The 21,984-nt window shown below is 57.2% G+C and carries 20 protein-coding genes and 1 tRNA gene; 4 read left to right on the forward strand and 17 right to left on the reverse strand.

The annotated features are described in order from the left end of the window. Window positions 1-174: 174 nt before the first annotated feature. Window positions 175-1,524, forward strand: a complete 1,350-nt coding sequence (gene pbfA, locus ACR0LZ_RS01940; protein WP_480748091.1) for a (R)-1-hydroxy-2-aminoethylphosphonate ammonia-lyase — start codon at window positions 175-177, stop codon at window positions 1,522-1,524. A 74-nt stretch (window positions 1,525-1,598) separates the two neighbouring features. On the opposite strand, the gene ACR0LZ_RS01945 is transcribed toward pbfA, so the two are convergent. Together ACR0LZ_RS01945 and ACR0LZ_RS01950 are read right to left on the reverse strand one after the other, a co-directional pair. Beyond that, window positions 1,599-1,688 (reverse strand) — tRNA-Ser (locus tag ACR0LZ_RS01945). Window positions 1,689-1,757: 69 nt separating this feature from the next. Further along, window positions 1,758-2,441, reverse strand: coding sequence for a phosphoribosyltransferase (locus ACR0LZ_RS01950; RefSeq protein WP_480748092.1), 684 nt, complete (start codon window positions 2,439-2,441; stop codon window positions 1,758-1,760). Between the two features lie 195 nt (window positions 2,442-2,636). Between ACR0LZ_RS01950 and ACR0LZ_RS01955 the strand changes: the two genes are divergently transcribed. The 3 genes from ACR0LZ_RS01955 to ACR0LZ_RS01965 are packed head-to-tail and all read left to right on the forward strand — an operon-like array spanning window position 2,637 to window position 7,059. Next, a complete protein-coding gene (locus ACR0LZ_RS01955) occupies window positions 2,637-2,837 on the forward strand; it encodes a YgaP family membrane protein (RefSeq protein ID WP_480748093.1) in 201 nt (66 codons plus the stop codon). Between the two features lie 51 nt (window positions 2,838-2,888). Continuing rightward, on the forward strand, window positions 2,889-3,869 hold the full coding sequence (locus ACR0LZ_RS01960) for an efflux RND transporter periplasmic adaptor subunit (RefSeq protein ID WP_480748094.1): 981 nt from the start codon (window positions 2,889-2,891) through the stop codon (window positions 3,867-3,869). Next, window positions 3,862-7,059 (forward strand): efflux RND transporter permease subunit, encoded by a 3,198-nt coding sequence (locus tag ACR0LZ_RS01965; protein WP_480748095.1) that lies wholly within the window; start codon window positions 3,862-3,864, stop codon window positions 7,057-7,059. Before ACR0LZ_RS01960 ends, ACR0LZ_RS01965 begins: the two co-directional genes overlap by 8 nt. An 11-nt stretch (window positions 7,060-7,070) precedes the next feature. Here ACR0LZ_RS01965 and ACR0LZ_RS01970 read toward each other — a convergent pair whose 3' ends face one another. The 15 genes from ACR0LZ_RS01970 to ACR0LZ_RS02040 all read right to left on the reverse strand — a co-directional run bounded on the left by ACR0LZ_RS01970 (window position 7,071) and on the right by ACR0LZ_RS02040 (window position 21,951). After that, window positions 7,071-7,892 carry an alpha/beta hydrolase gene (locus ACR0LZ_RS01970; protein ID WP_480748096.1) on the reverse strand — a complete coding sequence of 274 codons (822 nt, stop codon included), beginning with the start codon at window positions 7,890-7,892 and terminating at the stop codon, window positions 7,071-7,073. Between the two features lie 2 nt (window positions 7,893-7,894). Continuing rightward, window positions 7,895-8,782: a tryptophan 2,3-dioxygenase gene (locus ACR0LZ_RS01975; protein WP_480748097.1), complete on the reverse strand. Its 888-nt coding sequence runs from the start codon at window positions 8,780-8,782 to the stop codon at window positions 7,895-7,897. 40 nt (window positions 8,783-8,822) lie between these two features. Then, window positions 8,823-9,230: a RidA family protein gene (locus ACR0LZ_RS01980; RefSeq protein WP_480748098.1), complete on the reverse strand. Its 408-nt coding sequence runs from the start codon at window positions 9,228-9,230 to the stop codon at window positions 8,823-8,825. Further along, window positions 9,227-9,634 carry an acyl-CoA thioesterase gene (locus ACR0LZ_RS01985; RefSeq protein ID WP_480748099.1) on the reverse strand — a complete coding sequence of 136 codons (408 nt, stop codon included), beginning with the start codon at window positions 9,632-9,634 and terminating at the stop codon, window positions 9,227-9,229. Before ACR0LZ_RS01985 ends, ACR0LZ_RS01980 begins: the two co-directional genes overlap by 4 nt. Before the next feature lie 2 nt (window positions 9,635-9,636). Beyond that, window positions 9,637-10,326, reverse strand: a complete 690-nt coding sequence (locus tag ACR0LZ_RS01990; RefSeq protein ID WP_480748100.1) for an ABC transporter ATP-binding protein — start codon at window positions 10,324-10,326, stop codon at window positions 9,637-9,639. After that, the gene (locus ACR0LZ_RS01995) at window positions 10,323-11,072 is read right to left on the reverse strand and encodes an ABC transporter ATP-binding protein (RefSeq protein WP_480748101.1); all 750 of its coding nucleotides are present in this window, start codon (window positions 11,070-11,072) and stop codon (window positions 10,323-10,325) included. The genes ACR0LZ_RS01990 and ACR0LZ_RS01995 overlap by 4 nt, the downstream gene beginning before the upstream one ends. Then, the gene (locus tag ACR0LZ_RS02000) at window positions 11,065-12,048 is read right to left on the reverse strand and encodes a branched-chain amino acid ABC transporter permease (RefSeq protein ID WP_480748102.1); all 984 of its coding nucleotides are present in this window, start codon (window positions 12,046-12,048) and stop codon (window positions 11,065-11,067) included. Before ACR0LZ_RS02000 ends, ACR0LZ_RS01995 begins: the two co-directional genes overlap by 8 nt. Beyond that, a complete protein-coding gene (locus ACR0LZ_RS02005; RefSeq protein WP_480748103.1) occupies window positions 12,045-12,965 on the reverse strand; it encodes a branched-chain amino acid ABC transporter permease in 921 nt (306 codons plus the stop codon). Before ACR0LZ_RS02005 ends, ACR0LZ_RS02000 begins: the two co-directional genes overlap by 4 nt. Before the next feature lie 51 nt (window positions 12,966-13,016). Beyond that, complete coding sequence (locus ACR0LZ_RS02010) at window positions 13,017-14,156, reverse strand: ABC transporter substrate-binding protein (protein WP_480748104.1); 1,140 nt, start codon at window positions 14,154-14,156, stop codon at window positions 13,017-13,019. A gap of 171 nt (window positions 14,157-14,327) precedes the next feature. Further along, a complete protein-coding gene (locus ACR0LZ_RS02015; protein WP_480748105.1) occupies window positions 14,328-15,950 on the reverse strand; it encodes an AMP-binding protein in 1,623 nt (540 codons plus the stop codon). Window position 15,951: 1 nt separating this feature from the next. After that, window positions 15,952-17,112 carry an acyl-CoA dehydrogenase family protein gene (locus ACR0LZ_RS02020; protein WP_480748106.1) on the reverse strand — a complete coding sequence of 387 codons (1,161 nt, stop codon included), beginning with the start codon at window positions 17,110-17,112 and terminating at the stop codon, window positions 15,952-15,954. 3 nt (window positions 17,113-17,115) lie between these two features. Next, entirely contained in the window at window positions 17,116-17,916 is an 801-nt protein-coding gene (locus ACR0LZ_RS02025; protein ID WP_480748429.1) for an enoyl-CoA hydratase family protein, read from the reverse strand. A gap of 5 nt (window positions 17,917-17,921) precedes the next feature. After that, window positions 17,922-18,392: a MarR family winged helix-turn-helix transcriptional regulator gene (locus ACR0LZ_RS02030; protein ID WP_480748107.1), complete on the reverse strand. Its 471-nt coding sequence runs from the start codon at window positions 18,390-18,392 to the stop codon at window positions 17,922-17,924. Further along, on the reverse strand, window positions 18,389-19,132 hold the full coding sequence (locus ACR0LZ_RS02035; protein WP_480748108.1) for an SDR family NAD(P)-dependent oxidoreductase: 744 nt from the start codon (window positions 19,130-19,132) through the stop codon (window positions 18,389-18,391). The genes ACR0LZ_RS02030 and ACR0LZ_RS02035 overlap by 4 nt, the downstream gene beginning before the upstream one ends. Window positions 19,133-19,350: 218 nt before the next feature. After that, a complete protein-coding gene (locus ACR0LZ_RS02040) occupies window positions 19,351-21,951 on the reverse strand; it encodes an adenylate/guanylate cyclase domain-containing protein (RefSeq protein ID WP_480748109.1) in 2,601 nt (866 codons plus the stop codon). Window positions 21,952-21,984 lie beyond the last annotated feature (33 nt).

Consider the following 21,984-nt stretch of genomic DNA (forward strand, 5'->3'; position numbering starts at 1 on the left):
GCGGCATCAAGGACAGCGGAAACGGCGTAAAAGAAGGCGTCATCGAAGCCATGAAGTTCTTCACAAACGTCAAAACATACTCCCTGCCATGGCCAACATGATAAACTGGGAGGTTTAGATTTCCATATTTCCCGGACAGGGAACACTGCAGCATCCAACCAGGCGAGACCCGACATGATCGTTCACACCGAAGGCGAATCGAACCGATCCGACGCGCGAAGGACCTGGTTGGAGAAATCCAATGGCCCGGCCTCTGAATCGCTGTTGCGTAGAGATGCCGAGGTTTTCCTGCACCAAAGCTTGTCCAGCCCCTGCGTCAGTACCATTGTCAAGGCCGAAGGGATCTGGATTGAAGATCTCGAAGCCCGACGCTATATGGATTTCCACGGTAACTCGGTTCACCATATCGGGTACGGTCACCCCCGCTTGGTCGAGGCAATTAAGGCTCAACTGGACGAACTGCCGTTCGCACCGCGACGGTTTACCAATGAGCCGGCCGTGCAACTGGCCGAAAAGCTGGCAGAAATCAGCCCCGGAGATTTGGGAAAGGTTCTGTTTACAACAGGCGGGTCGGACGCAAACGAGGTAGCGCTGAAGATAGCGCGGGCCGCGACGGGCCGATTCAAGACCATCTCGTTTTGGGATGCTTTTCACGGAGCGGGTTTTGGTGCGGCATCGGTTGGTGGCGAAGCCACATTTCGTAGTCATATCGCCGGGCCGTTGCTGTCGGGAGCCGAACACGTCGCCCCATTCGCTTGCTATCGCTGTCCTTACAATCACAGCGGTCCGGACACTTGCGGGTTGGCTTGCGCGCGAATGGTGGAATTCGTTCTGGAACGCGAAGGCGATATCGCTGCGGTTATTGCTGAACCCATGCGCGCTGTTCCCTATGTGCCGCCCGTCGGGTTTTGGAAGGCTGTTCGTGATGCCTGCAACCGCCACGGCGCGCTCTTGATCATGGACGAGATCCCAACCGGTCTTGGGAAAACCGGCAAAATGTTTGCTTTCGAACATGACGAGATCATTCCGGACATCGTCACTTTGGGGAAAGCCCTGGGTGGGGGGATTCTCCCCATCGCGGCCTGTATCGCGCGCCAGGATCTGGATGTTTGTGGTGATTTCGCGATTGGTCATTACACGCATGAGAAGAACCCGGTTACCGCCCGCGCCGCCCTGACCACCATCGAGATTATCGAGGACGAGGGGTTGGTCGAGCGATCGGAAGAGTTGGGAGACTATGCCATCAACCGGCTCAACGAAGAACTGGCCGGTAATCCGATCGTCGGTGATGTCAGGGGGCGTGGCCTGATGTTCGGGATTGAAATCGTTGAGGACAGGACCAGCAAACAACCCGGCAATGCCAAGGCGGAACAGATTTACTATTCCTGTCTGGAAAACGGTGTCAGTTTCAAGATCAGTCAGGGGTGTGTGCTGACGCTGTCGCCGCCATTAGTCATCAGTCGGATTGAGTTGGATCAGGCGCTTGATACCGTATGTCGCGCCATTCGGGCTGTAACCGAATGATAGCAGGCGACGTCGATAGTGCATCGTGACATGGGCTTCAAAGTCTTGGAGTGGTTGGCACTTTGAAAAAAATGTGGCGGAAGCGGTGGGATTCGAACCCACGGTACGCTCTCACGTACGCCGGTTTTCAAGACCGGTAGTTTCAACCACTCACTCACGCTTCCGAACAGGCGTCAGGTAACATGGCCCCGCGGCCTCTTCAAGAACCAGAAGCATCCCGATTGCAGTGTTTTTTACGGTCGTCCGGGCGGTCGTTTTCTGGCTTGGTCCGAGATCAGGCTCGCCTCAATCAGCAGGCGTGTCACTTCTTCATCTGTTGTTTGCTGAAAATCGGAATAGTGCGCGCCCACGGCCCAGAACGGGACAGGAGTGGCAAGACAGACAATATCGTCCACCTTCGAACGCAGGGTGTTGATCACTTCGACGGGCGCGACCGGGACTGCAAGGATGATCGCTTTAGGGGAACGGCGTCGCAATGCCTTGATCGCGACCCTGACAGTTGCGCCGGTCGCGATACCGTCGTCCACAATGATGGCTGTCCGTCCGTCGATCGGAACTTGTTGCCTGCCATCGAGATACTTGGCGCGGCGTCGCCTTATCTCCTCAAGCCGTGCATTGGCCATTTGTTCAACGTCTTCCGGCGTAAGTCCTAGTGCGCGCGCGACTTCGATATTCGTTTCGAATTCGGGGTGATCTCCGTTGACCACTGCTCCAACCGCCAGTTCGGGTTGATCGGGTGCGCCGATCTTGCGCACCATCAGCAGGTCCAGCGGTGCGTGCAATTCTCGCGTGACTTCGATGGCCACCGGTACTCCGCCCCGGGGCAGTGCCAAGATCACCGGATCTGCATAGCCTTTTGCGGCAATTGCCGCGGCAAGGACTTTTCCAGCTTCCGCTCTGTTTTGAAAGCGCTGCACGGCTTTCCCCGCTTAGCGACAAGAAAATGGGTTGCCAGTTCAGTCTACCATGTCAATTGGCTTCTCCGCCATCCTGGTAATTTATTGAGACGTGCCAAAATAAACATTCTCCTTATTGAATGTGATGATGCATTCAATTATGTGAAAGTGATGGACAGGCATGATGCCAATGTCAATTTCAAAGGAATTCACGTCATGACACTCGATCGCACTGTAATGTTGTTCGCCGGACTGATGGTTCTGCTGAGCGTCGTGCTCACGGTTTTCGTATCGCCCTTGTGGATGTGGTTTACCGTATTTATCGGAATAAACATGATCCAGTCCTCGTTTACCGGATTCTGCCCCGCAGCCATGCTGTTCAAGAAGCTGGGCCTAAAGGCTGGTTCGGCGTTCTAGTTGAAATCCACTTAGTTGCGACCGGCCAATAGCAACCAAATGAGGTGCGTAATGAACTTCAAGACCCTCACTGCGTTGTGTCTGACGGCAATTCCTGCCGCGGCCTTTGCCGATGATTCCTTTCCGGTTAAGGCTTTGCCGATTGTTGAATGGAAGGCCGTATTCGGCCAGATCGAAGCCCGCGACCAGATATCTGCGCGGTCCCGCCTGGGCGGCACGATCACACAGCTTTCAGTCAGCGAAGGGGATAGCGTCACCAGCGGACAACAGATCGGTCTGATTGAAGATGAGAAGCTCGCTTTCCGGATACAGACGGTCAGCGGGCGCATCGAAGCGCTGACCGCGCAGCTGGCAAACGCAAATGCCGAGTTGAAACGCGGAGAGGAACTGTTTGAACGCGGCGTTATGTCAAGCCAACAGGTTGATCTGTTACGGACCAGAGTCAGCGTTATGGAAAACGAAATCTCGGCGACGCGTGCCGAAAAGCAGGTGCTGGAACAGCAGACACAAGAAGGCGCGGTGCTTGTTCCGCTCAATGGCGTAGTTCTTGCCGTACCTGTGACCGAAGGGTCGGTCGTTCTGCCTGGGGAAGAGGTAGCCAGGATCGGAGGCGGCGGGCTTTATCTGCGACTGTCCGTCCCAGAACGCCACGCGACTTCGCTGACTGAAGGTGACAAAATTCGCATCGAAGAAAGGGGCAACAGTGTCGGCGGTACGATCGTCAAACTCTATCCCGAAATCGAAAACGGAAGGGTGACCGCTGACGTGGACGTGGAGGGCCTCGAAAGCCGCTACGTCAATGCGCGAGTTCTCGTTCGTCTTCCCGTAGGGGAGAGAATGGGACTCCTGATCCCTGAAGAAGCTGTCAATAACCGCCGTGGATTGGATTTCGTTCGGATCCGGCTGGACGTTGAAGAAGAGATTGACAGAACGGTTGTGATCGGCCGCAAGATATCGATTGATGGCAGGCACATGGCCGAGGTTCTGACTGGCCTGTCAGAAGGCGACATAGTGGTGGTCGGACATGAGTGAGTTCGGCAAGGTGCCGCTCGGGGTTGCGGGCGGATTGACAAGGGCCTTCATTCAGTCGGCCCTGACGCCGCTGATGATCATCGTAGCACTCGTGATGGGGTTTGTGGCGCTTGGGGCTTTGCCGCGCGAGGAAGAGCCGCAAATCTCGGTTCCGCTTGTGGACATTCACGTACAGGCCCCGGGCCTCAAGGCTGATGATGCCGTCAAGCTGATTACCGAACCGTTGGAAACGATTGTCAAAGGCATCAATGACGTCGAACATGTATATTCGACCACCTATGATGATCTCGCGATTGTCTCCGCCAGATTTCTCGTCGGAACCCCAGCAGATGCGGCCATTCTGCGTGTTCATGAAAAGGTACGCGCCAATCTGGACCGCATTCCCTACGGTATTTCCGACCCGTTGATTGTAGGGCGCGGGATCGACGATGTTGCGATCATGACGCTGACACTGACGCCCTCGGAAAGCGGGCAGGGTGTCACGGCAAGTGATCTGACACGTGTTGCTCGTGAATTGAAGGTGGAACTTGCCAAGATCGAAGACGTGGGCCTGACCTATGTCGTCGGCGAAGCTACGGATGCGATCCGGATCGCGCCTGACCCTGACAGGCTTGCCCTCTATGGGGTCACTCTCCAGCAATTGTCCCAAAAAGTGCAGGCCGCTAACCGGTCTTTCCCAACAGGCAATCTGCGGGATCGGGGACAGCAGATAGGATTTGTGGCTGGTCAAACCCTGCAAGCCCCCAAGGACATCTCGGACCTTCTGCTGACCACACGCGACAATCGCCCTGTTTATGTTCGCGATGTCGCCGACGTCAGCTATGTTCCCGATACAACAGACCGGATCGTGGCCAACGTTTCTCGCGGTGCAAACGGGGAAATAACCCGCACGCCTGCCGTGACGCTCGCACTTGCCAAACGCGCCGGGGCAAATGCGGTGGTTGTGGGCGAGGCGATCCTGCACCGGGTGCACCAGCTTGAAGGTGATCTGATCCCAAACAGTGTGCATGTCGAGGTCACGCGCGACTATGGCGATACCGCCAACGAAAAGGCCAACGAGTTATTGTTTCACCTTGGTCTTGCAACGGTATCCATCGTCGGCCTTGTGCTGATCGCGATTGGCTGGCGGGAAAGCATGGTTGTGGCCATCGTGATCCCCGTGACCATTCTGTTGACGCTGTTTTCGGCTTGGATCATGGGCTACACGCTCAACCGGGTGTCTCTTTTCGCGCTCATCTTTTCGATCGGGATCCTGGTCGATGACGCCATTGTCGTGATCGAAAACATCGCGCGCCACTGGGCTATGCCGGATAAGGAAACGCGAGTTTCCAAGGCCATCCGTGCGGTGGCCGAGGTTGGCAACCCCACGATCATCGCAACGTTGACCGTTGTAGCCGCCTTGCTGCCGATGCTGTTCGTTTCGGGTCTGATGGGCCCGTATATGAGCCCGATCCCCGCCAATGCCTCGGCTGCAATGATCTTTTCCTTTTTCGTCGCGGTGATCATAACCCCGTGGTTGATGGTCAAGATCGCCGGCCACGCCCCGGCGCATGCAGGTGAGGAACGCGGCGGTCGGTTGGGGCGTCTTTACGAATCCGTCGCGCGCCCGCTGCTGAAAACCAAAACTCGTGCGGGTTTGTTTCTGCTGGCGACCGCCATCTTGTCTTTCGGATCGCTTGGATTGATCTACACCAAGGACGTGACAGTCAAGCTTTTGCCATTCGACAACAAGTCGGAGCTTTCGGTTGTCATCGACTTGCCGGAAGGCACATCGGTTGAAGCCACGGATGCAGTGGCGCAGGATGTGGCCCGCGCAGTTCTCGAAGTACCTGAGGTCGTCGCGGTCCAGACCCATGCGGCCGATGCCGCGCCGTTCAATTTCAACGGGTTGGTTCGGCACTATTATCTGCGCAAGTCTGCGCATCTTGGCGATGTTCAGATCAACCTGTTGCCGAAACACGACCGTACGCGAACCAGCCATGAGATCGCGCTGGATATCCGTGAACGGATTGCGCAACTGGATGTACCCGTCGGAACCAGTCTGAAAACGGTCGAACCGCCTCCGGGGCCGCCGGTGTTGTCGACGATGCTTGCCGAAATCTATGGCCCTGACGGCCAGACGCGCCGTGCGGTTGCTCAGAAAGTGCGAGATGCTTTCGAAGAGGTTCCGTTTGTCGTCGATGTCGATGACAGTTTCGGAACCCAACCGCGCCGCCTGCGTGCCGTTTTGTCGACCGATCAACTGGAATATTTCGGTGTGCAGGAGCAGGACGTCTTTGACACGCTTGCCATACTCGGCTCCAGCAATACAGTGGGCTATTCGCATCGTGGCGAAGGTCGACCGCCTTTGCCCATCGTGATCGAGCGTGACAAGGCCCACCGGGTCATGGATGAACGTTTCCTGTCCACGCCAGTGCCTGCCAACACATTGCCGGGATCACGCGGGGTGATCGAATTGGGTGACGTGGTGGACATTGTCGACGAACAGGCCTCGTTCCCGATATTTCGGCGCAACGGACGCGCGGCAGAAATGGTTCAGGCCGAATTGGCCGGTGCGTTCGAGGCTCCGATTTATGGTATGTTGGCGGTTGCCGATCTGATCGAGGGGATGGAGTGGGACGAAGGGACAAAGCCGGAAATCCGTTTCAACGGCCAACCCGAAGATGACACACATCCAACCCTGTTGTGGGACGGCGAATGGGAGGTCACCTATGTCACCTTCCGCGACATGGGCGCGGCATTTGCCGTGGCCTTGCTGGGTATTTACATCCTCGTGGTCGGGCAGTTCGGGTCGTTCAAGTTGCCGCTGGTGATCCTGACACCGATCCCGCTGACCTTTGTCGGGATCATGCTGGGGCATTGGTGGTGGAATGCACCGTTCTCTGCCCCGTCAATGATCGGTTTCATTGCACTGGCCGGGATCATTGTACGCAACTCGATCCTGTTGGTGGATTTCATCCGACATGCGGACCCCGAGGGCAAATCGAAGATCGATATTCTTATCGAAGCCGGGTCGATACGCTTTAAACCTATCCTTCTGACAGCCCTGGCCGCGATGATTGGCGCAGTCGTGATCTTGGCCGATCCGATCTTTCAGGGCCTCGCCTTGTCGTTGCTCTTTGGCTTACTGTCCTCGACGCTTTTGACGGTCCTCGTGATCCCCGCGATATACCGCGTCTTTCGGAGTTGAGAGATTGTGCACTACCGCGCCAAAAAGGTTCCCGAATGCAAAATGATATCGAAATGGTGCATCCCCTTTTGCAGGTCAAAACTGACAGAGTGTCCGGCTTTGCGCAAAGCCTCGGCATAGTCGCGGCTTTGACGGATGAACTCGGGTGTGTCACGTTCAGCAACCGTCACCCGGTAATGCGGCCCGATAAGGGGCAGGTTTTGCATTGGTGACAACGCCTGAATTTCTTTATCGGTCAGTTGCAGCGGGTCATTGACGGGGGTCAGCGCAATGGGCTCCAGGTCGAAAACGCCACTAACCAAGATTACGTTTTGAATCATCATACCCGCATTGGCCAAGTCCGCGGCTGCGGATGCCATAACCATCGCCGCCAGATGCCCGCCGGCGCTGTGGCCCGATAGCGTGACGCGCGCAGGGTCAAACCCCAATGGTTCGGAATTCTGTGCCAGCCACATCAACGCCGTACGGCATTCCAAAATCATATCACCCAGTCGGGCGACCGGCGCGAGCGTATAGTTCAGCGTGGCAAAGGCGTGACCCGTTTCGATCAGGGCAGGGGCCATCATCGAAGATTCGTGTTGGCTGAGCGCCTGCCAATAGCCTCCGTGAATGAATATATGCAAAGGAGAGTTGGCTTCTCGTCCGGGAAAATAGTCTAGGACATGGCTTGGCTCTTTCCCATAATCCAGGTTATCCCGAACTGTCAGATCAGCACGGGCCTCGGCACTCAGGGCTGCATAACTGGCCAGATAGGGTGTGATATCCCCGCCGACCATGGCGCTGGGTGAATATTCAAGCGCCAGTTCCTCGCGAGAGAAGCCACGATACAGCACATTCAGGCTCCCTGCCGGTACATCAGTTCTGTCCGCATGTCATAGAGGTCATGGAAGAACTTGAGCTCAAGAGCCTTTCTCAGGAATGCCACGCCACTTGATCCGCCTGTACCCGGCTGCATTCCGATCACCCTCTCAACCGCAGTCGCATGATCGAACCGCCACCTCTGAAACAGCGACTCCACATCCATCAGCTTTTCGGCCAAGGCATAAAGATCCCAGTATTTCTCGGTATTTCGGAATACTTCGACCCAAATCTTCACGATGCGAGGATCACCGGAATAGGGCTGAGAATAGTCCCGATCCAACAGCTCTTGCGGAACGTCGAACCCCTGTCTCGCCAGCATGTGAAGAACTTCGTCATATAGCGAGGGTTTCGTCAGTGCTGCGTACAGCATCTCCATGACGTCCGGGTCATGTTCGTGAACCTTCAGTGTCGAGACGTCCTTGTTGCCAAGAATGAACTCGATCTGGCGGTATCCGTAGCTCTGAAACCCCGAAGAGTTCCCCAACGCGTTCCGGAAGGTCATGTAATCGGCTGGCGTCATGGTCAGCAGGGTATCCCATGCCGAGATCAGTTGTCGCTGGATGGCCTTGATCCTGTCGAGGTTCTTCATTGCCGGGCCAAAGTCGTCCTGTTGCAGGAACCTGCGCACCTCGACCAGCTGATGATGCATGAGTTTGAGCCACAGCTCGCTGACCTGGTGGATGATGATGAACAGCATCTCGTCAGGTTGCGCGGGGTCCTGAAAGGTCTTCTGGATACTCAGCAGCGTCTTGAGTTGAAGAAAGTCGCCATAACTCTTGCGGTGGGTATTGGCAAAGTCGGTGACCAACGTATCTTCGATCCCGCGTTTGAGCAGGCGGTCCTTGTTATCCTCTTGTGCCATCGCAGGCTCTCCTGAATACGGATGCGCGTTTCTTGAATATCTAGTGTTTTTTTGGCGCTAGTTTTGCTGTCGCTTCGATTTCGAGCAGCGCACCATCCTCAACCAGCCCGGCAACGACAACCATTGTCATAGCCGGGAAATGCCGACCCATTATCTTGCGATAGGCTTCACCTACTTCGCGTTGGCGGGCAAGGTACTCCCTTTTGTCCGTCACATACCAGGTGAGCCGGGTAATGTCGGTAACCGCTCCACCAGCGGCGTGCACCACGTCCGCAATGTTTCGCAAAGTCTGTTCCATCTGACCGATGAAATCGTCCGTCTCAAAAACCTGTTCGGCCGTCCATCCGACCTGGCCTCCGACATAGAGTGTGCCGTCGTCGGCCAACGTACCGTTCGCATAGCCCTTGGCGGGCAACCAGCCCTCGGGATGTATCACCTGATTGCTCATGCTGTGCCTCCAATCATCTGGGAAAGCCTGTCACGTACCGCTTGGGGCCATGGGGCCGACTTGTGACCTTGCACATGGACCAACGTTGCTTTTACGCTCATCCGCGCTTCTCCATTGCAGGTTGCGGTCATTGCAAAGCCGAAACTGCTGCGCCCGACCGACACGGGCTGCAATGAAAAATCCAGCATGTCGCCGTGATAACTGGGCGCGTGAAACGTCGATTCGATCTGGACAGTTGGCACACCGGCGTCGAGTTTGTGAAACCCCTCGAACGGATAGTCCAACGCGTCGTAAAAGAACGCCTCGACACAATCGTTGATCATTTCGACGTAGCGGGGATAGAACACGATCCCCGCCGGGTCGCAGTGTTTGAACAGAACCTTTTGTTTCCACTGATACGCCATGGTCACACTCCCAGGTATTTGTCGGTGACATCCGGGGTCAGCGCGCCCATCGCGCCATGCCAGACAGTTTCACCACGTTGCAGGATAACAGCTTCGTCGGCCACTTCCGTTAGTTCCTTCAGCGATTTGTCGATGACCAAGATTGCCAGCCCCGTTTCCCGCTTCAAAGTCGCGATGGCGGCCCAGATTTCCTGTCGCACGATCGGGGCCAGACCTTCGGTCGCTTCGTCGAGGATCAGCAGGCGCGGGTTGGTCATCAGGGCGCGGCCAATTGCAAGCATTTGCTGCTCGCCGCCTGAAAGCGAAGCCGCGGATTGCGACCGCCGCTCCTGCAATCGTGGAAACAGGGCGGATATTCGTTTCATGTCCCAATGACCCGGGCGGGCGGCGGCCGTCAGGTTTTCTTCGACGCTCAGGTTCGGAAAGCACCGCCGACCTTCGGGTACGAGGCCCAGGCCGAGTCTTGCGGCCTTGTGGCTGGGCAAACGGCGCAGGTCGTGGCCGTCGAACATCAACTCGCCGCCAGCAACCGGCAGCATCCGCAGGATCGTTTTGACCGTGGTCGTTTTGCCCATCCCGTTGCGGCCCATCAGTGATATGACTGCACCTTCATTCACCCGTAGGTTGACCTTGAACAGCGCTTGCGACGCACCATAAAAAGCCGAGACATTGGTAAGGCTCAGCAGGCTCATGCATCCTCTCCCAGATACGCGCGGCGCACCTCGGGATGAGCGCGGATTTCGTCGACCGTTCCGGTGGCGATCACTTCGCCATAGACCAGCACGCTGATCCGGTCGGCCAGGGCAAAAACGGCGTCCATATCATGTTCGACCAGCAAAATGGGCGCTTCATGCCGCAACTCGTTTAGAAATCCGGTCAGATGTTTCGATCCACTGGCGCCAAGCCCGGCCATGGGTTCATCCATGATGAAGGCGCGCGGATTGAGGGTTAGAGCCACGGCAACCTCCAACTGCCGGCGCTGCCCATGCGACAGGTCCGAAGTGCGAATGGCCGCATGATCGGACAGGCCGACACGATCCAATGCATGCTCGGCGATGCCACGAAGGGACTTGTCCCTGAGGACCGGGCGAAAGAACCGATAGGGCCTGCCGCTGGCCCCGAGCGCCCCCAGCAGGGCGTTTTGCAGAACCGTGTCCTGCATCGCCAGCGCGGATATCTGAAATGTGCGTCCCAAACCCATTCGCGCGCGCTGAACCGTGCTCAACGCCGTCACATTCTGCCCGAGAAAATGAACCTCTCCGCTATCCGGCTTCAGTCCGCCGGCTATCTGTTTGATCAGGGTGGATTTACCGGCGCCGTTCGGGCCGATCAGGGCGTGGATTTCACCGGGACGCAGATCAAGGCTCACGTCGTCCGATGCCTTGAGCGCCCCAAAGCTCTTGGTGATGCTGCGAACGGACAGGACTGGTTCAGCCATGCTGCGCCTCCTGTCCGGTCAAAGTGCCGATGATGCCGCCGCGCGCGAAAAGAACAACAGTCAGCAAAAGCAGGCCCAGATAGACGTGCCAGAATTCGGACAATCCGCCAAGAACGTGTTCCAGCGCAATGAACAAAGCAGCGCCTGCCACCGGGCCGAACAGCCGGGCCGTGCCGCCAAGTATGATAAAGATCATGATCTCGCCTGAGGTCTGCCAACTGAACATGGTGGGACTGACAAAGCGATTGAGATCGGCAAATAGGGCACCCGCAAGTCCGGTAATCATGCCTGAGATCACAAAAGCGGTCAGACGCAAACGATAGGGCGTTATCCCGATGGTTTCGACTCTTTCCGCCGTTTGACGCGCCGCATTCAATGCCAGACCAAACGGCGATTTCGCAAGCCTTGCAGACAGAAAGAGTGCCGCCGCCAGGATCACATATGCGATCAAAAAGAACTGGATCGGATCCAACGTATTGAGACCGGGGAAATCGTTGCGGACATAGATCGACAACCCGTCTTCGCCGCCATAAGCGGGCCAGCTTATCGCGAAATAGAACAGCATCTGGCCAAAGGCGAGGGTGATCATGATGAAATAGACACCTGTGGTACGCAGGCTAAGAGCGCCGATAACCAGCGCGGCCAGCGCCGAGGCAAACAGCGCCGTCAACCAGATAACTGGCATCGACTTGGTTCCCTCTATCAAAAACGGTGTCTGCATCAGGGGCGAATAGCTTTGGGCATGACTGGCAAGGATGCCCATTGCATACCCGCCGATTCCAAAGAACGCCGCGTGCCCAAGGCTGACCAAGCCCCCCAGCCCCAACGCGATGTTGAGGCCAACACCCGCCAACGCAAGAATGGCCACCCGCGTGGACAGCGTGATCATGAACGGTTCATCCGACACATATGCCCACAGCGGAAACAGCAACAGACCGAGTGCCAGAACTGCGTTGAAGATACTTTCGCGGCTCATGCGCGTGCTCCGTACAGTCCGGTAGGTTTCGCGATCAACACGACCGCCATCAGGATGTAGATCAACATCGATGCCAGTGCCGACCCCACCGAGGTGGCCGAGGCCGGGTCCATGAAAAGCTTGAACGTTGCCGGCAGCAGTACTCCCCCAAGCGTGTCGGTTACGCCGACGAGGATCGAACCGACCAGCGCCCCCTTGATCGACCCGATACCGCCGATGACGATCACGACAAAGGCAAGGATCAACACCGGCTCGCCCATGCCGACCTGAACAGACTGGATTGCTCCGACCAATGCGCCGGCCAATCCGGCCAGCGCCGCACCAAGGGCAAAAACGATGGTGTAAAGCCGGGTGATATCGATGCCAAGTGCCGCGATCATCTCGCGGTCGCTCTCACCGGCACGGATCTGAACGCCAAGCCGCGTGCGCGAGATCAACAGGAACAGGCCGGCCGCAACGATCAGGCCGACGGCGATGATCGTCAGCCGGTAAAGCGGATACTGAATGCCTCCGGGCAGGGTGATCGGGCCGGACAAGGTATCCGGGATGTTGAGGAAAAGGGGAAACGAACCGAACACCCACCGGGTTCCTTCAGAGAAAATCAGGATCAGGGCAAAAGTCGCCAGAACCTGATCGAGGTGATCGCGATTGTACAGCTGCCGGATCACCAGCACCTCCACCAATGCACCGGCAGCTGCGGCCGCAGCAAGGCTGGCCGCCAGTGCGAGCGCAAAACTCCCTGTTGCGGCAGCCGTTGCTGCGGCGGCAAAAGCGCCAATCATGAACAGCGAGCCATGGGCGAGGTTGATAAGCCCCATCACCCCGAACACCAGCGTCAGACCGGCGGCGGTCAGAAAGAGCATCACCCCGAACTGCAAACCATTCAGGATTTGTTCAATCAGCAGAATGAAGGACATTTCGCTATCCTAGAGGGCGGCGCAAGCACAATGCCTTGCGCCGCCGGGATCTTACATTTCGCATTCGGCCGCATAAACGTCGGCGTGATCTTCCAGCGCGACACCCAGGATCTTGTTGGTGAAGACATCACCTTCCTGCACGACTTCGCGAACATAGATGTCCTGAATCGGGTGGTGGTTCGGCCCGAACTTGAAATCGCCGCGCACCGAGTCGAACTCTGCGTCTTCAAGCGCCGCACGGAACGCGTCCTGATCGTTCACGTCCGCTTTGGCCATGGCCGAAAGGATCAGGTTTGCGGTGTCGAACCCCTGCGACGCATAGAGCGAAGGCAGGCGACTATATTCAGCCTGGAAGCTTTCGACAAAGGCTTTGTTGGCGGCATTGTCGATATCCTTGTTCCACTGGCTGGTGTTCTTCACGCCAAGCGCCGCAGCTCCCACCGCCTGAAGGATGCCCTGATCAAAGCTGAAGGCAGGTCCGACGACAGGCAGGTCGACGCCACTGTCAGCGTATTGCTTGAGGAAGGATATTCCCATACCCCCCGGCAGAAAGAAGAACACGCTATCCGCGCCTGATGCCCGGATTTGGGCGATTTCTGCGGCATAGTCGGTTTGACCTAGCTGGGTGTAAACCTCGCCGGCCAGATCGCCACCATACTTGCGCTTGTAGCCCGCCAGCGCATCCTGACCCGCCGGATAGTTGGGCGCAAGGATAAAGCTGTTCTTGTAACCTGTTGATTTTGCATAAGCACCGGCTGCTTCATGCAGGTTGTCGTTTTGCCATGCGACGTTGAAATAGTTCTGGTGACAGCCTTTTCCCGCCAAGGCCGAAGGTCCGGCATTTGGCGACAAATAGAACTTGCCCTGCGCGGTCGCCGACGGCACAACCGCCATCGCCAGGTTCGACCAGATGATTCCGGTCAGGATATCCACCTTGTCGGATTGGATCATCCGGTCGGCCAGTTGCACGGCGATATCCGGCTTTCTCTGGTCATCCTCGATAACGACTTCAATGTCGGAATTGCCGGATTGCTTGACTGCCAGCATGAAACCGTCGCGCACGTCGATACCCAATCCGGCACCGCCGCCGGACAAAGTGGTGATCATTCCGACCTTTACGGGTTCGGCAAAGGCCATGCCAACTGTCAGAGCGGCAGTTGCCGCCGCCAAAAGCAAAGATTTGGTTTTCATTGTCTTCTCCCTGTAAAACAACGTCTCTTGAAGGTGTTGTTGGACGCTTCCTGTTCGGGCTCCCCCGAGTTCCCGCCGCCCCCTTCCAAATGCCGCGGGTTGTTCGTTTGCTTGATCTTCAGCGTCTGGGCCGAAGGCTATCCGGTTTCTCCCAAGGTGCAAGCACGCAGATCATTTTCCGCCCTCACGCAACTGGAATCGCTGAATTTTCCCGGTCGCCGTCTTGGGTAGCGCACCCGTGAATACGATGCTGCGCGGATACTTGTACGGTGCAATCGTCGTCTTGACGTGATCCTGCAACGCCTTGATCGTTGCCTCATCGGGGGCATGGCCTTCGTTCAGAACCACATGCGCCTGAACGATGTTGCCGCGCGCCTCGTCCGGTTTTGCCACCACCGCGCATTCGGATACCGCGGGATGTGATAACAACGCGGCCTCGACCTCGGGACCTGAAATGTTGTAGCCCGAGCTTTGAATCATGTCGTCGTTTCGGGCGGCAAAATGCAGATACCCTTCCGCATCCATGGTAAAGCTGTCGCCGGTAATGTTCCAGCCATCCAGCACATAGTCACTCTGTCGCTCGTCATCGAGATAACGGCAACCGGTCGGGCCGCGCACGGCAAGGCGACCGACTGTTCCGGGTGGAAGTTCGGCCCCGTCATCGTCAATGACTTTCGCTTCGTATCCCGTGACCGGTTTGCCCGTGCAGGCGGGGCGGTGGTCGGAAAACCGATTGGTGACAAAGATATGCAACATCTCGGTCGCGCCGATGCCGTCCAGCATCGGCTTGCCGGTCTTTGCCATCCAGTCGTCGTAAATTGGGGCGGGCAGGGTTTCCCCCGCCGACACCGCCGCTCGCAGGCAGGACAAGTCGGCCCCTTCTTCCATCGCCGCCAACATCGTTCGATAGGCCGTCGGCGCCGTGAAACAGACTGTTGCCTTATAGGTTTGAATGATTTCGATGAGATTCGGGGGCGAGGCGTTTTCCAGCAAGGCCGCCGCCGCACCGAACCGAAGCGGAAAGATCGCCAGCCCTCCGAGACCAAAAGTGAATGCCAATGGAGGAGAGCCGACAAACACGTCTTCTGGCGTGACCTTCAAAACCTCCTTGGCATAGCCGTCCGCGATAATCAGTAAATCGCGATGGAAATGCATCGTGGCCTTGGGCGAGCCGGTGGTTCCAGAAGTGAACCCCAAAAGCGCGACATCGTCCTGGCTGGTCTTGACGGCGTCAAAGTGCACAGGCTTTTCCAACGCCAGCCGGTCCAGTTCGGCGTCGTGATTGGCAGTGCCGTCAAAGCCGACAACGGTTTTCAGATACTTCGATGCCTTGGCGCAAGCGACCAATTCGTCCTTGAGGCGCGTATCGCACAACGCATGCGTGATTTCCGCCTTGTCCACGATTTTTGTCAACTCACCTGTGCGCAACATTGGCATCGTGTTAACGACGACCGCACCGGCCTTGGTCGCGGCCAGCCAGCAGGCCACCATTGCCGGGTTGTTTGCGGAACGGATCAGGATGCGGTTGCCCGGCACAACACCCAGATTCTCGACCAGAACATGAGCGATGCGATTGCTCCAGTCCGTCAACTCCTTGTACGTGCGGCGGCGCCCGTTCCCGATCAGTGCAGTGTGGTCGCCAAACCCCTTTTCCACCATCTGGTCCGTCAACTCGACCGCGGCATTCAGTCGATCCGGATAGTCGAACGCGTCAAGCAGCAGGTCCGGCCATTGATCTGCCGGTGGCAAGTTGTCCCGCGCGAAGGTGTCAATATGGGCAGATGGTCTCAGCATGTCATCCTCCCTGATGCGCGCCAAGGGTTTGCCGCGCGATTACCACGCGCTGCACATCCGATGCGCCCTCATAGATGCGCAGCGCCCGGATTTCGCGGTACAGCTTTTCGACGATTTCCCCCGATTTCACCCCGTCGCCGCCAAAAAGCTGCACGGCCCGGTCGATGACCTGCTGGGCGCGGTCGGTTGAAAACAGCTTGGCCATGGCTGCCTCGCGCGTGATGCGCGGCGCTCCGGAATCCTTGGTCCACGCGGCGCGGTAAACAAGCAGGGCTGCGGCATCCACATCCACGGCCATATCGGCAATGTGGCCTTGCACCATCTGTAAATCCGACAAGGGCGCGCCGCCGATTCTGCGCGCCTGCACTCGGGTCAGGGCTTCGTCGAGTGCGCGGCGGGAAAACCCTAGCGCGGCTGCCGCCACGGTGGAGCGAAACACATCCAAAACCGACATGGCGATCCGGAATCCGTCTCCGGGCGCACCGATCATGGCAGCGGCGGGAATGCGGCATTCCGAAAAGCGCAGAGTAGCAAGGGGATGTGGTGCAATCGTGTGCAGCCGCTCGGACACTTCAAAACCGGGCAGACCGGCGGGCACGACAAAGGCCGACAGTCCTTTGGCACCGGGGGTCTCTCCGGTACGGGCGAACACCGTGTAGACATCGGCGATGCCGCCATTTGAAATCCAGGTTTTTTCTCCGTTCAGAACAAAGTCATTACCGTCACGAGTCGCCGTCATCGTGGAATTGGCGACATCTGACCCCGATTGCGGCTCGGTCAGGGCAAAGGCCGATATCGCCTTGCCCGCTGTTGTCAGTGGCAGCCATTCGGCTTTTTGCTTGGCAGTGCCGAAAAGTGAAATTGCACCTGTTCCCAGCCCTTGCATGGCAAAGGCAAAATCCGCCAGACCATCGTGCCGGGCCAGCGTTTCCCGGATCAAGCACAGGGTTCTGACGTCAAGCGCATCGCCCCCTTGATCTGACGCGGTGTGTTTTAACCAGCCATCCTGACCAAGTGAGGCAACAAGGCTACAGCAGGCTGCATCAGTGTCGAAATGGTCGATCCTCACAAGTTCCTGACCGGCCCACATTTCCAGCGCATCGGCAAGCTTCCGATGCCTCTGGTCAAAAAAAGGCCAGTTCAGAAAGGATCGATCCACCATGACTCAATCCCCCTCGAACACCGGTTTTTCCTTGGCGACGAACGCGGTATAGGCGCGTTCAAAATCGCCGGTTTGCATGCAGATTGCTTGTGCTTGCGCCTCGGCTTCGATGGCCTGTTCAACGGACATCGACCACTCCTGCGCGAGCATTGTCTTGGTCATCATATGCGCAAAATTCGGACCTGCGGCCAAACGGGCCGCCAGGTCCTGTGCCTCTGCCTCCAAATTTCCTGCAGGCACAAGACGATTGAAAAACCCCCAGCGCTCGCCTTCTTCGGCGCTCATGGAACGGCCGGTATACAGCAACTCGGCGGCGCGCCCTTGGCCAATGATCCGGGGCAGGATGGCGCAGGCACCCATGTCGCATCCGGCTAGGCCCACACGGGTAAACAGAAAAGCAGTTTTTGCGTCGGGTGTTCCAATGCGCAGATCGCTTGCCATGGCAATGATGGCACCGGCACCGACACAAATCCCGTCGACGGCGGCAATTACCGGCTTGCCGCAATTCACCATCGCCTTGACCAGATCCCCGGTCATCCGGGTGAATGCCAGCAATTCCTTCATCTTCATCCGGGTTAGCGGCCCAATGATGTCATGGACATCGCCGCCAGAACTGAAATTACCGCCGTTCGACGCAAAGACCACCGCCTTGACGTCATCGGAGTAGGCCAGGTCGCGAAACCAGTCGCGCAATTCGGCATAGCTGTCAAAGGTCAGCGGGTTCTTCCGGTCAGGCCTGTTCAGGGCAACCGTCGCGATGCCATCGGAGATATCACAAAGGAAATGTCTGGTGTCACTTCGCATGTTTGTCATTTGCCCTCGTCCAACGATTTCACCAACGTCTCCAGCTTGGTGCTGAATACCATGGCTTCTTCCGCATCGAGCGTCCCAAGCAGCTCGTCGATCCATCCTTCGTGGGCCGCCGCCTGCGTCGCAAACTCGGCCTCGCCCTTGCGTGTCAGCCGCACCAGTGAGGCGCGCCGGTCGCCCTCGACCGCCACCCGCATGACCAGTCCCTCGTCGACCAGGCGATCCACGATGCCGGTGACGTTGCCGTTCGACACCCGCAACACGCCTGAAAGCTCGCTCATCTTGAGGCCGTTCTTGTGTCTTGACAGAGCAGCCATCACATCGAACCGCGGCAGGGTTGAGTTGAACTCACTGCGCAGTTTTGCGCGCAGATGTGCCTCGACCCCACGTGACATCTTGAGCAAGCGCAACCAAAGTCGCAGGCGTTCCTTGCTTGGCGCTTCGATGGTTCTTGAGGCGGGGCGGGTCATATTTCACCTCCGGATATGGTCATCGTGTGACCGTTGACGCCGCGCGCCGCCTCTGAACACAGCCACAAGGCGGCGGCGGCGACCTCGTCAGTGTTGATGAAACGGTTTTGCGGATTGGAACGTTTCAGGGCGGCTTCGGCCTGTACCCGATCCGCACCGGTTTTTTCCATGATGGTGGCTATTGAACGCTCCAGCAAAGGAGTTGCGACAAACCCGGGGCAGATAGCGTTCGCGGTAATCCCCGATGGTGCAAGTTCCAGAGCCAGAGCACGGGTCAACCCCACGACACCATGCTTGGCCGCGCAATACGCCGAGACATAGGGATATCCTTTCAGGCCAGCGGTCGAAGCTATGGCGATCAAGCGCCCATACCCGGCCTCCTGCATGTCCGGTAGGGCAGCCTGATAGCAGTGGAAAACTCCAGACAGGTTCACATCCAGCACCTGCTGAAAATCGCTACTGGACATCTTCGAAAATGGCTTGCTAGGCGCCGCACCCGCATTGGCTACGACGATCGTGACCTTGCCTTGTTCCTGCCGAGCCACTGCGAACGCCGCCTCGACATCCCCGGGCCGCGTCACGTCGCAGATCTGATAGAAAAGGTTCTGTGCTTTCAGCCTGTCCTCGTTGCGTCCGAGGATCGTCACTTTCGCTCCGGCATCAGCGAACTGACGGGCGCATTCTGCACCAACTCCGGTTCCTCCACCGGTTACGACAACATGAGAGCCAGAGATATGCATTGCGAACCCCAGTTACAGGGTACTTTAGCAACCGGTATTTATTTCAACAATAAAAATTTTGAACTTAAAGTAAAATGATGAAAACAGATAATAAATCAATTCTTTACCCCGGAAATTTGAATTCGCGGTTATCGAGGATTGACCCAGAGGTTCGACAGAACCGTTACGTGATCATCTCCCGGCAATAGCAATTTGCCGGGAGAATCGTCAGCGGTCCATCAACCGTCGTTGCCGGAAGAGCGCGCTTCTTCGCGAATGTTCACCCAGGGAGTGGCAGCACCGGCTTTGGCATACTCGTCATATTTCTCGCGCCCCAGCGCTTCGACAGCTTGCGCAATATAGCCATCAATGTCGGCCTTGTCCGTCGGTTCAAACTTTGCGCCGATCTTGGCCATGTTTGCCTCGACGGCTCCAAGCAGACGCGCCGCCTTCTCGGCGTTTCCATGTTTCATTGCAACGCCTCCATATGCGGCGACGCAAAGGTTGATTACGGGCGGATAATCGAAATCCCGCCCCAGATCGAACGCCTCGCCCAAAAGTGCCAGCGCCTCGTCGGTTTTGCCTTCGGCGATCCGGAAATGCGCGACGTTCTGTTTCAATAGCCCGGGCCAGAATGTGTTTCGTTCCAACGTCAAAAGCTCCAGCGCCTGACCATAGCATTCTTCGGCAGCATCTTTCATGCCTTCCATGCGCGCGCCTTCGCCCATGATAAGCAAACCGAGCGCAGTGAAATAATTGTCGCCTTTGGCCTGCATGTGCTGGATGCAGCCCATGATTGTTTCACTCGGATCTTCGATGTTGCCGGTCGCAGCCCCGCAGATCGCGTGGATCATGGCGGCTTTCTTCGTGGCATCTTCGTCGTTCAATTCAGTAAAGATACGCTCGGCCTTCTGACCGTGAAGGTAAGCCCCTTCGTAATCGCCCGCCATGGCCTTGGTATAGGCAGCGGCCAAATTGATTTTCGCAGCGGCAGCGCTGTCACCCAACTTGGAGGCGAGTTCATCCGTTTTTTTGATCCAGTCAAGGCTTTCCGTAAACTGACCCTGAGATATCCAGTACCAATAGAGTGCGTCTATGAAACGCGCGCAGGTCTCGATGTCCTGACGCCCGAGGGCAATGCGCAAAGCGGCACGAATATTGTCAGCCTCGTCACTCAGCCGTGTGACATGGCGTTTTTGTTCGTGGGTCAGAACATACGCGCCGCAGGTTTTGCAAAGCCGTGCGAACTGATCGATGAACGCAGTTTGCGCCTGTTCCAAGTCACCGTTTTTCTCCAACAACTCCGTGGCGAACTCGCGCACCATATCAAACATTCCGAATCGAGGGGCGCCGTTGGCGACACGTCGATAGAGCAGGTTCTTGGATGTCAGCGATGCCACGGCCTCAAGGACGTCCGCATCAAAATCTGATATTTCCAACAAAGTGTCCTCTGCATCGTCGATGCGGAAGCCACCCGAAAAAACGGATAGGGCCAAAAAGGTCTGCCGTTCCTCCTCGTTCAACAGGCTTTCACTCCATTCGATGGCATTGCGAAGCGTCCGATGACGCCCGGAATCCTGTTGCGAACTGCGCAAAAGCTTCAGTTTCTTGTCCAGCCGCTCCAGAAGCTGTTGCGGCGACAACAAAGACATGCGTGCGGCTGCCAGATTGAGCGCAAGCGGTATTCCTTCAAGTCGGGTAACGATTTTTGCCACCGTCGCCCGGTTGTCGGCGGTAATCTGAAAGTCCGACGTTTCCGCTTGCACCGCCTCTACAAACAGCCGCATGGCACCGCTTGTTTCGGGGGTGGGGTCGCTGGCCTTGGGCAGGCTGAGCGGATCAATGGCATAGATCTTTTCCATTCTCACTCGCAACTCAGCCCGGCTGGTGACGAGAAGGCGCAGATTGGGGCAATCGTCCAACAGATCTGACACGGCGACGGCCGCATCAATGACGTGCTCGAAGGTGTCGAGCACCAAAAGCATGCGGCTGGTGCCGATGAAGGATGCGATATCGAGGCTGATTGGGCGGCCGGGATAGTCACGCACGCCCAGTGCCTGAGCGATACTGGGCAACACCAGTCCCGGGGTATCGAGACCGCTGAAATCGACAAAATACGCGCCGTCTTCGGTGTCGCGCAGCCAAAGCGCGGCAACGCGTTGCGCCAAAGTCGTCTTACCCGTGCCCCCCATGCCCGTAACCGTAACAAGACGATCCGAGGAGTCGTTCAGCAAGCCCATGATCTCGGAAGTTTCCCGATCGCGGCCAACGATCGGGCCGCAGGGTTGAGTGATGTTGGTACGACGTACGTCCAGAGTGCGGAGCGGTGGAAAGTCGATGCAAATCTGCGGATCGACAATGTCAAAAAGTGTTTCGGGATATCGGATCGCTTTCAACCGATGAACACCCAGCGGTCGAACTTTTACGTCCCAGGCCGCGAAATCATCTTGTTCCAGCAATTGATAGACGTTTCGCGACAATACGATCTGTCCACCGTGTCCGGTATCTCCGATGCGCGCGGCCAGATGCAGGTCATAGCCGACAAGTTGTTTTCCCAGCTGCTGTATCGGTCCTTCGTGCAGTCCGATTCTGACACGCAGGTCGATGCCGCGTGGCCACTGTTCCGTTTTTAGTCTGCGCTGAATTTCAATAGCCGCGCCCAAGGCCTGGCGCGGGGTGTCGAACAAGACCAGAAACGAGTCACCCTGCGTACCATCCTCATCGCCGCCAAACGGGGCATAGCATTCCCGAACGATATCCTGGTGGCGCCTGAGAACGGCAGGGTATTCATCGCCAAGCGCCTGCAGCAAAGCCGTTGATGCTTCGATGTCTGTGAACATCATCGTTCTGCTGACGGCATCAGTTCTGTGCTC

It is taken from the genome of Ruegeria sp. CI1, from assembly GCF_056536925.1.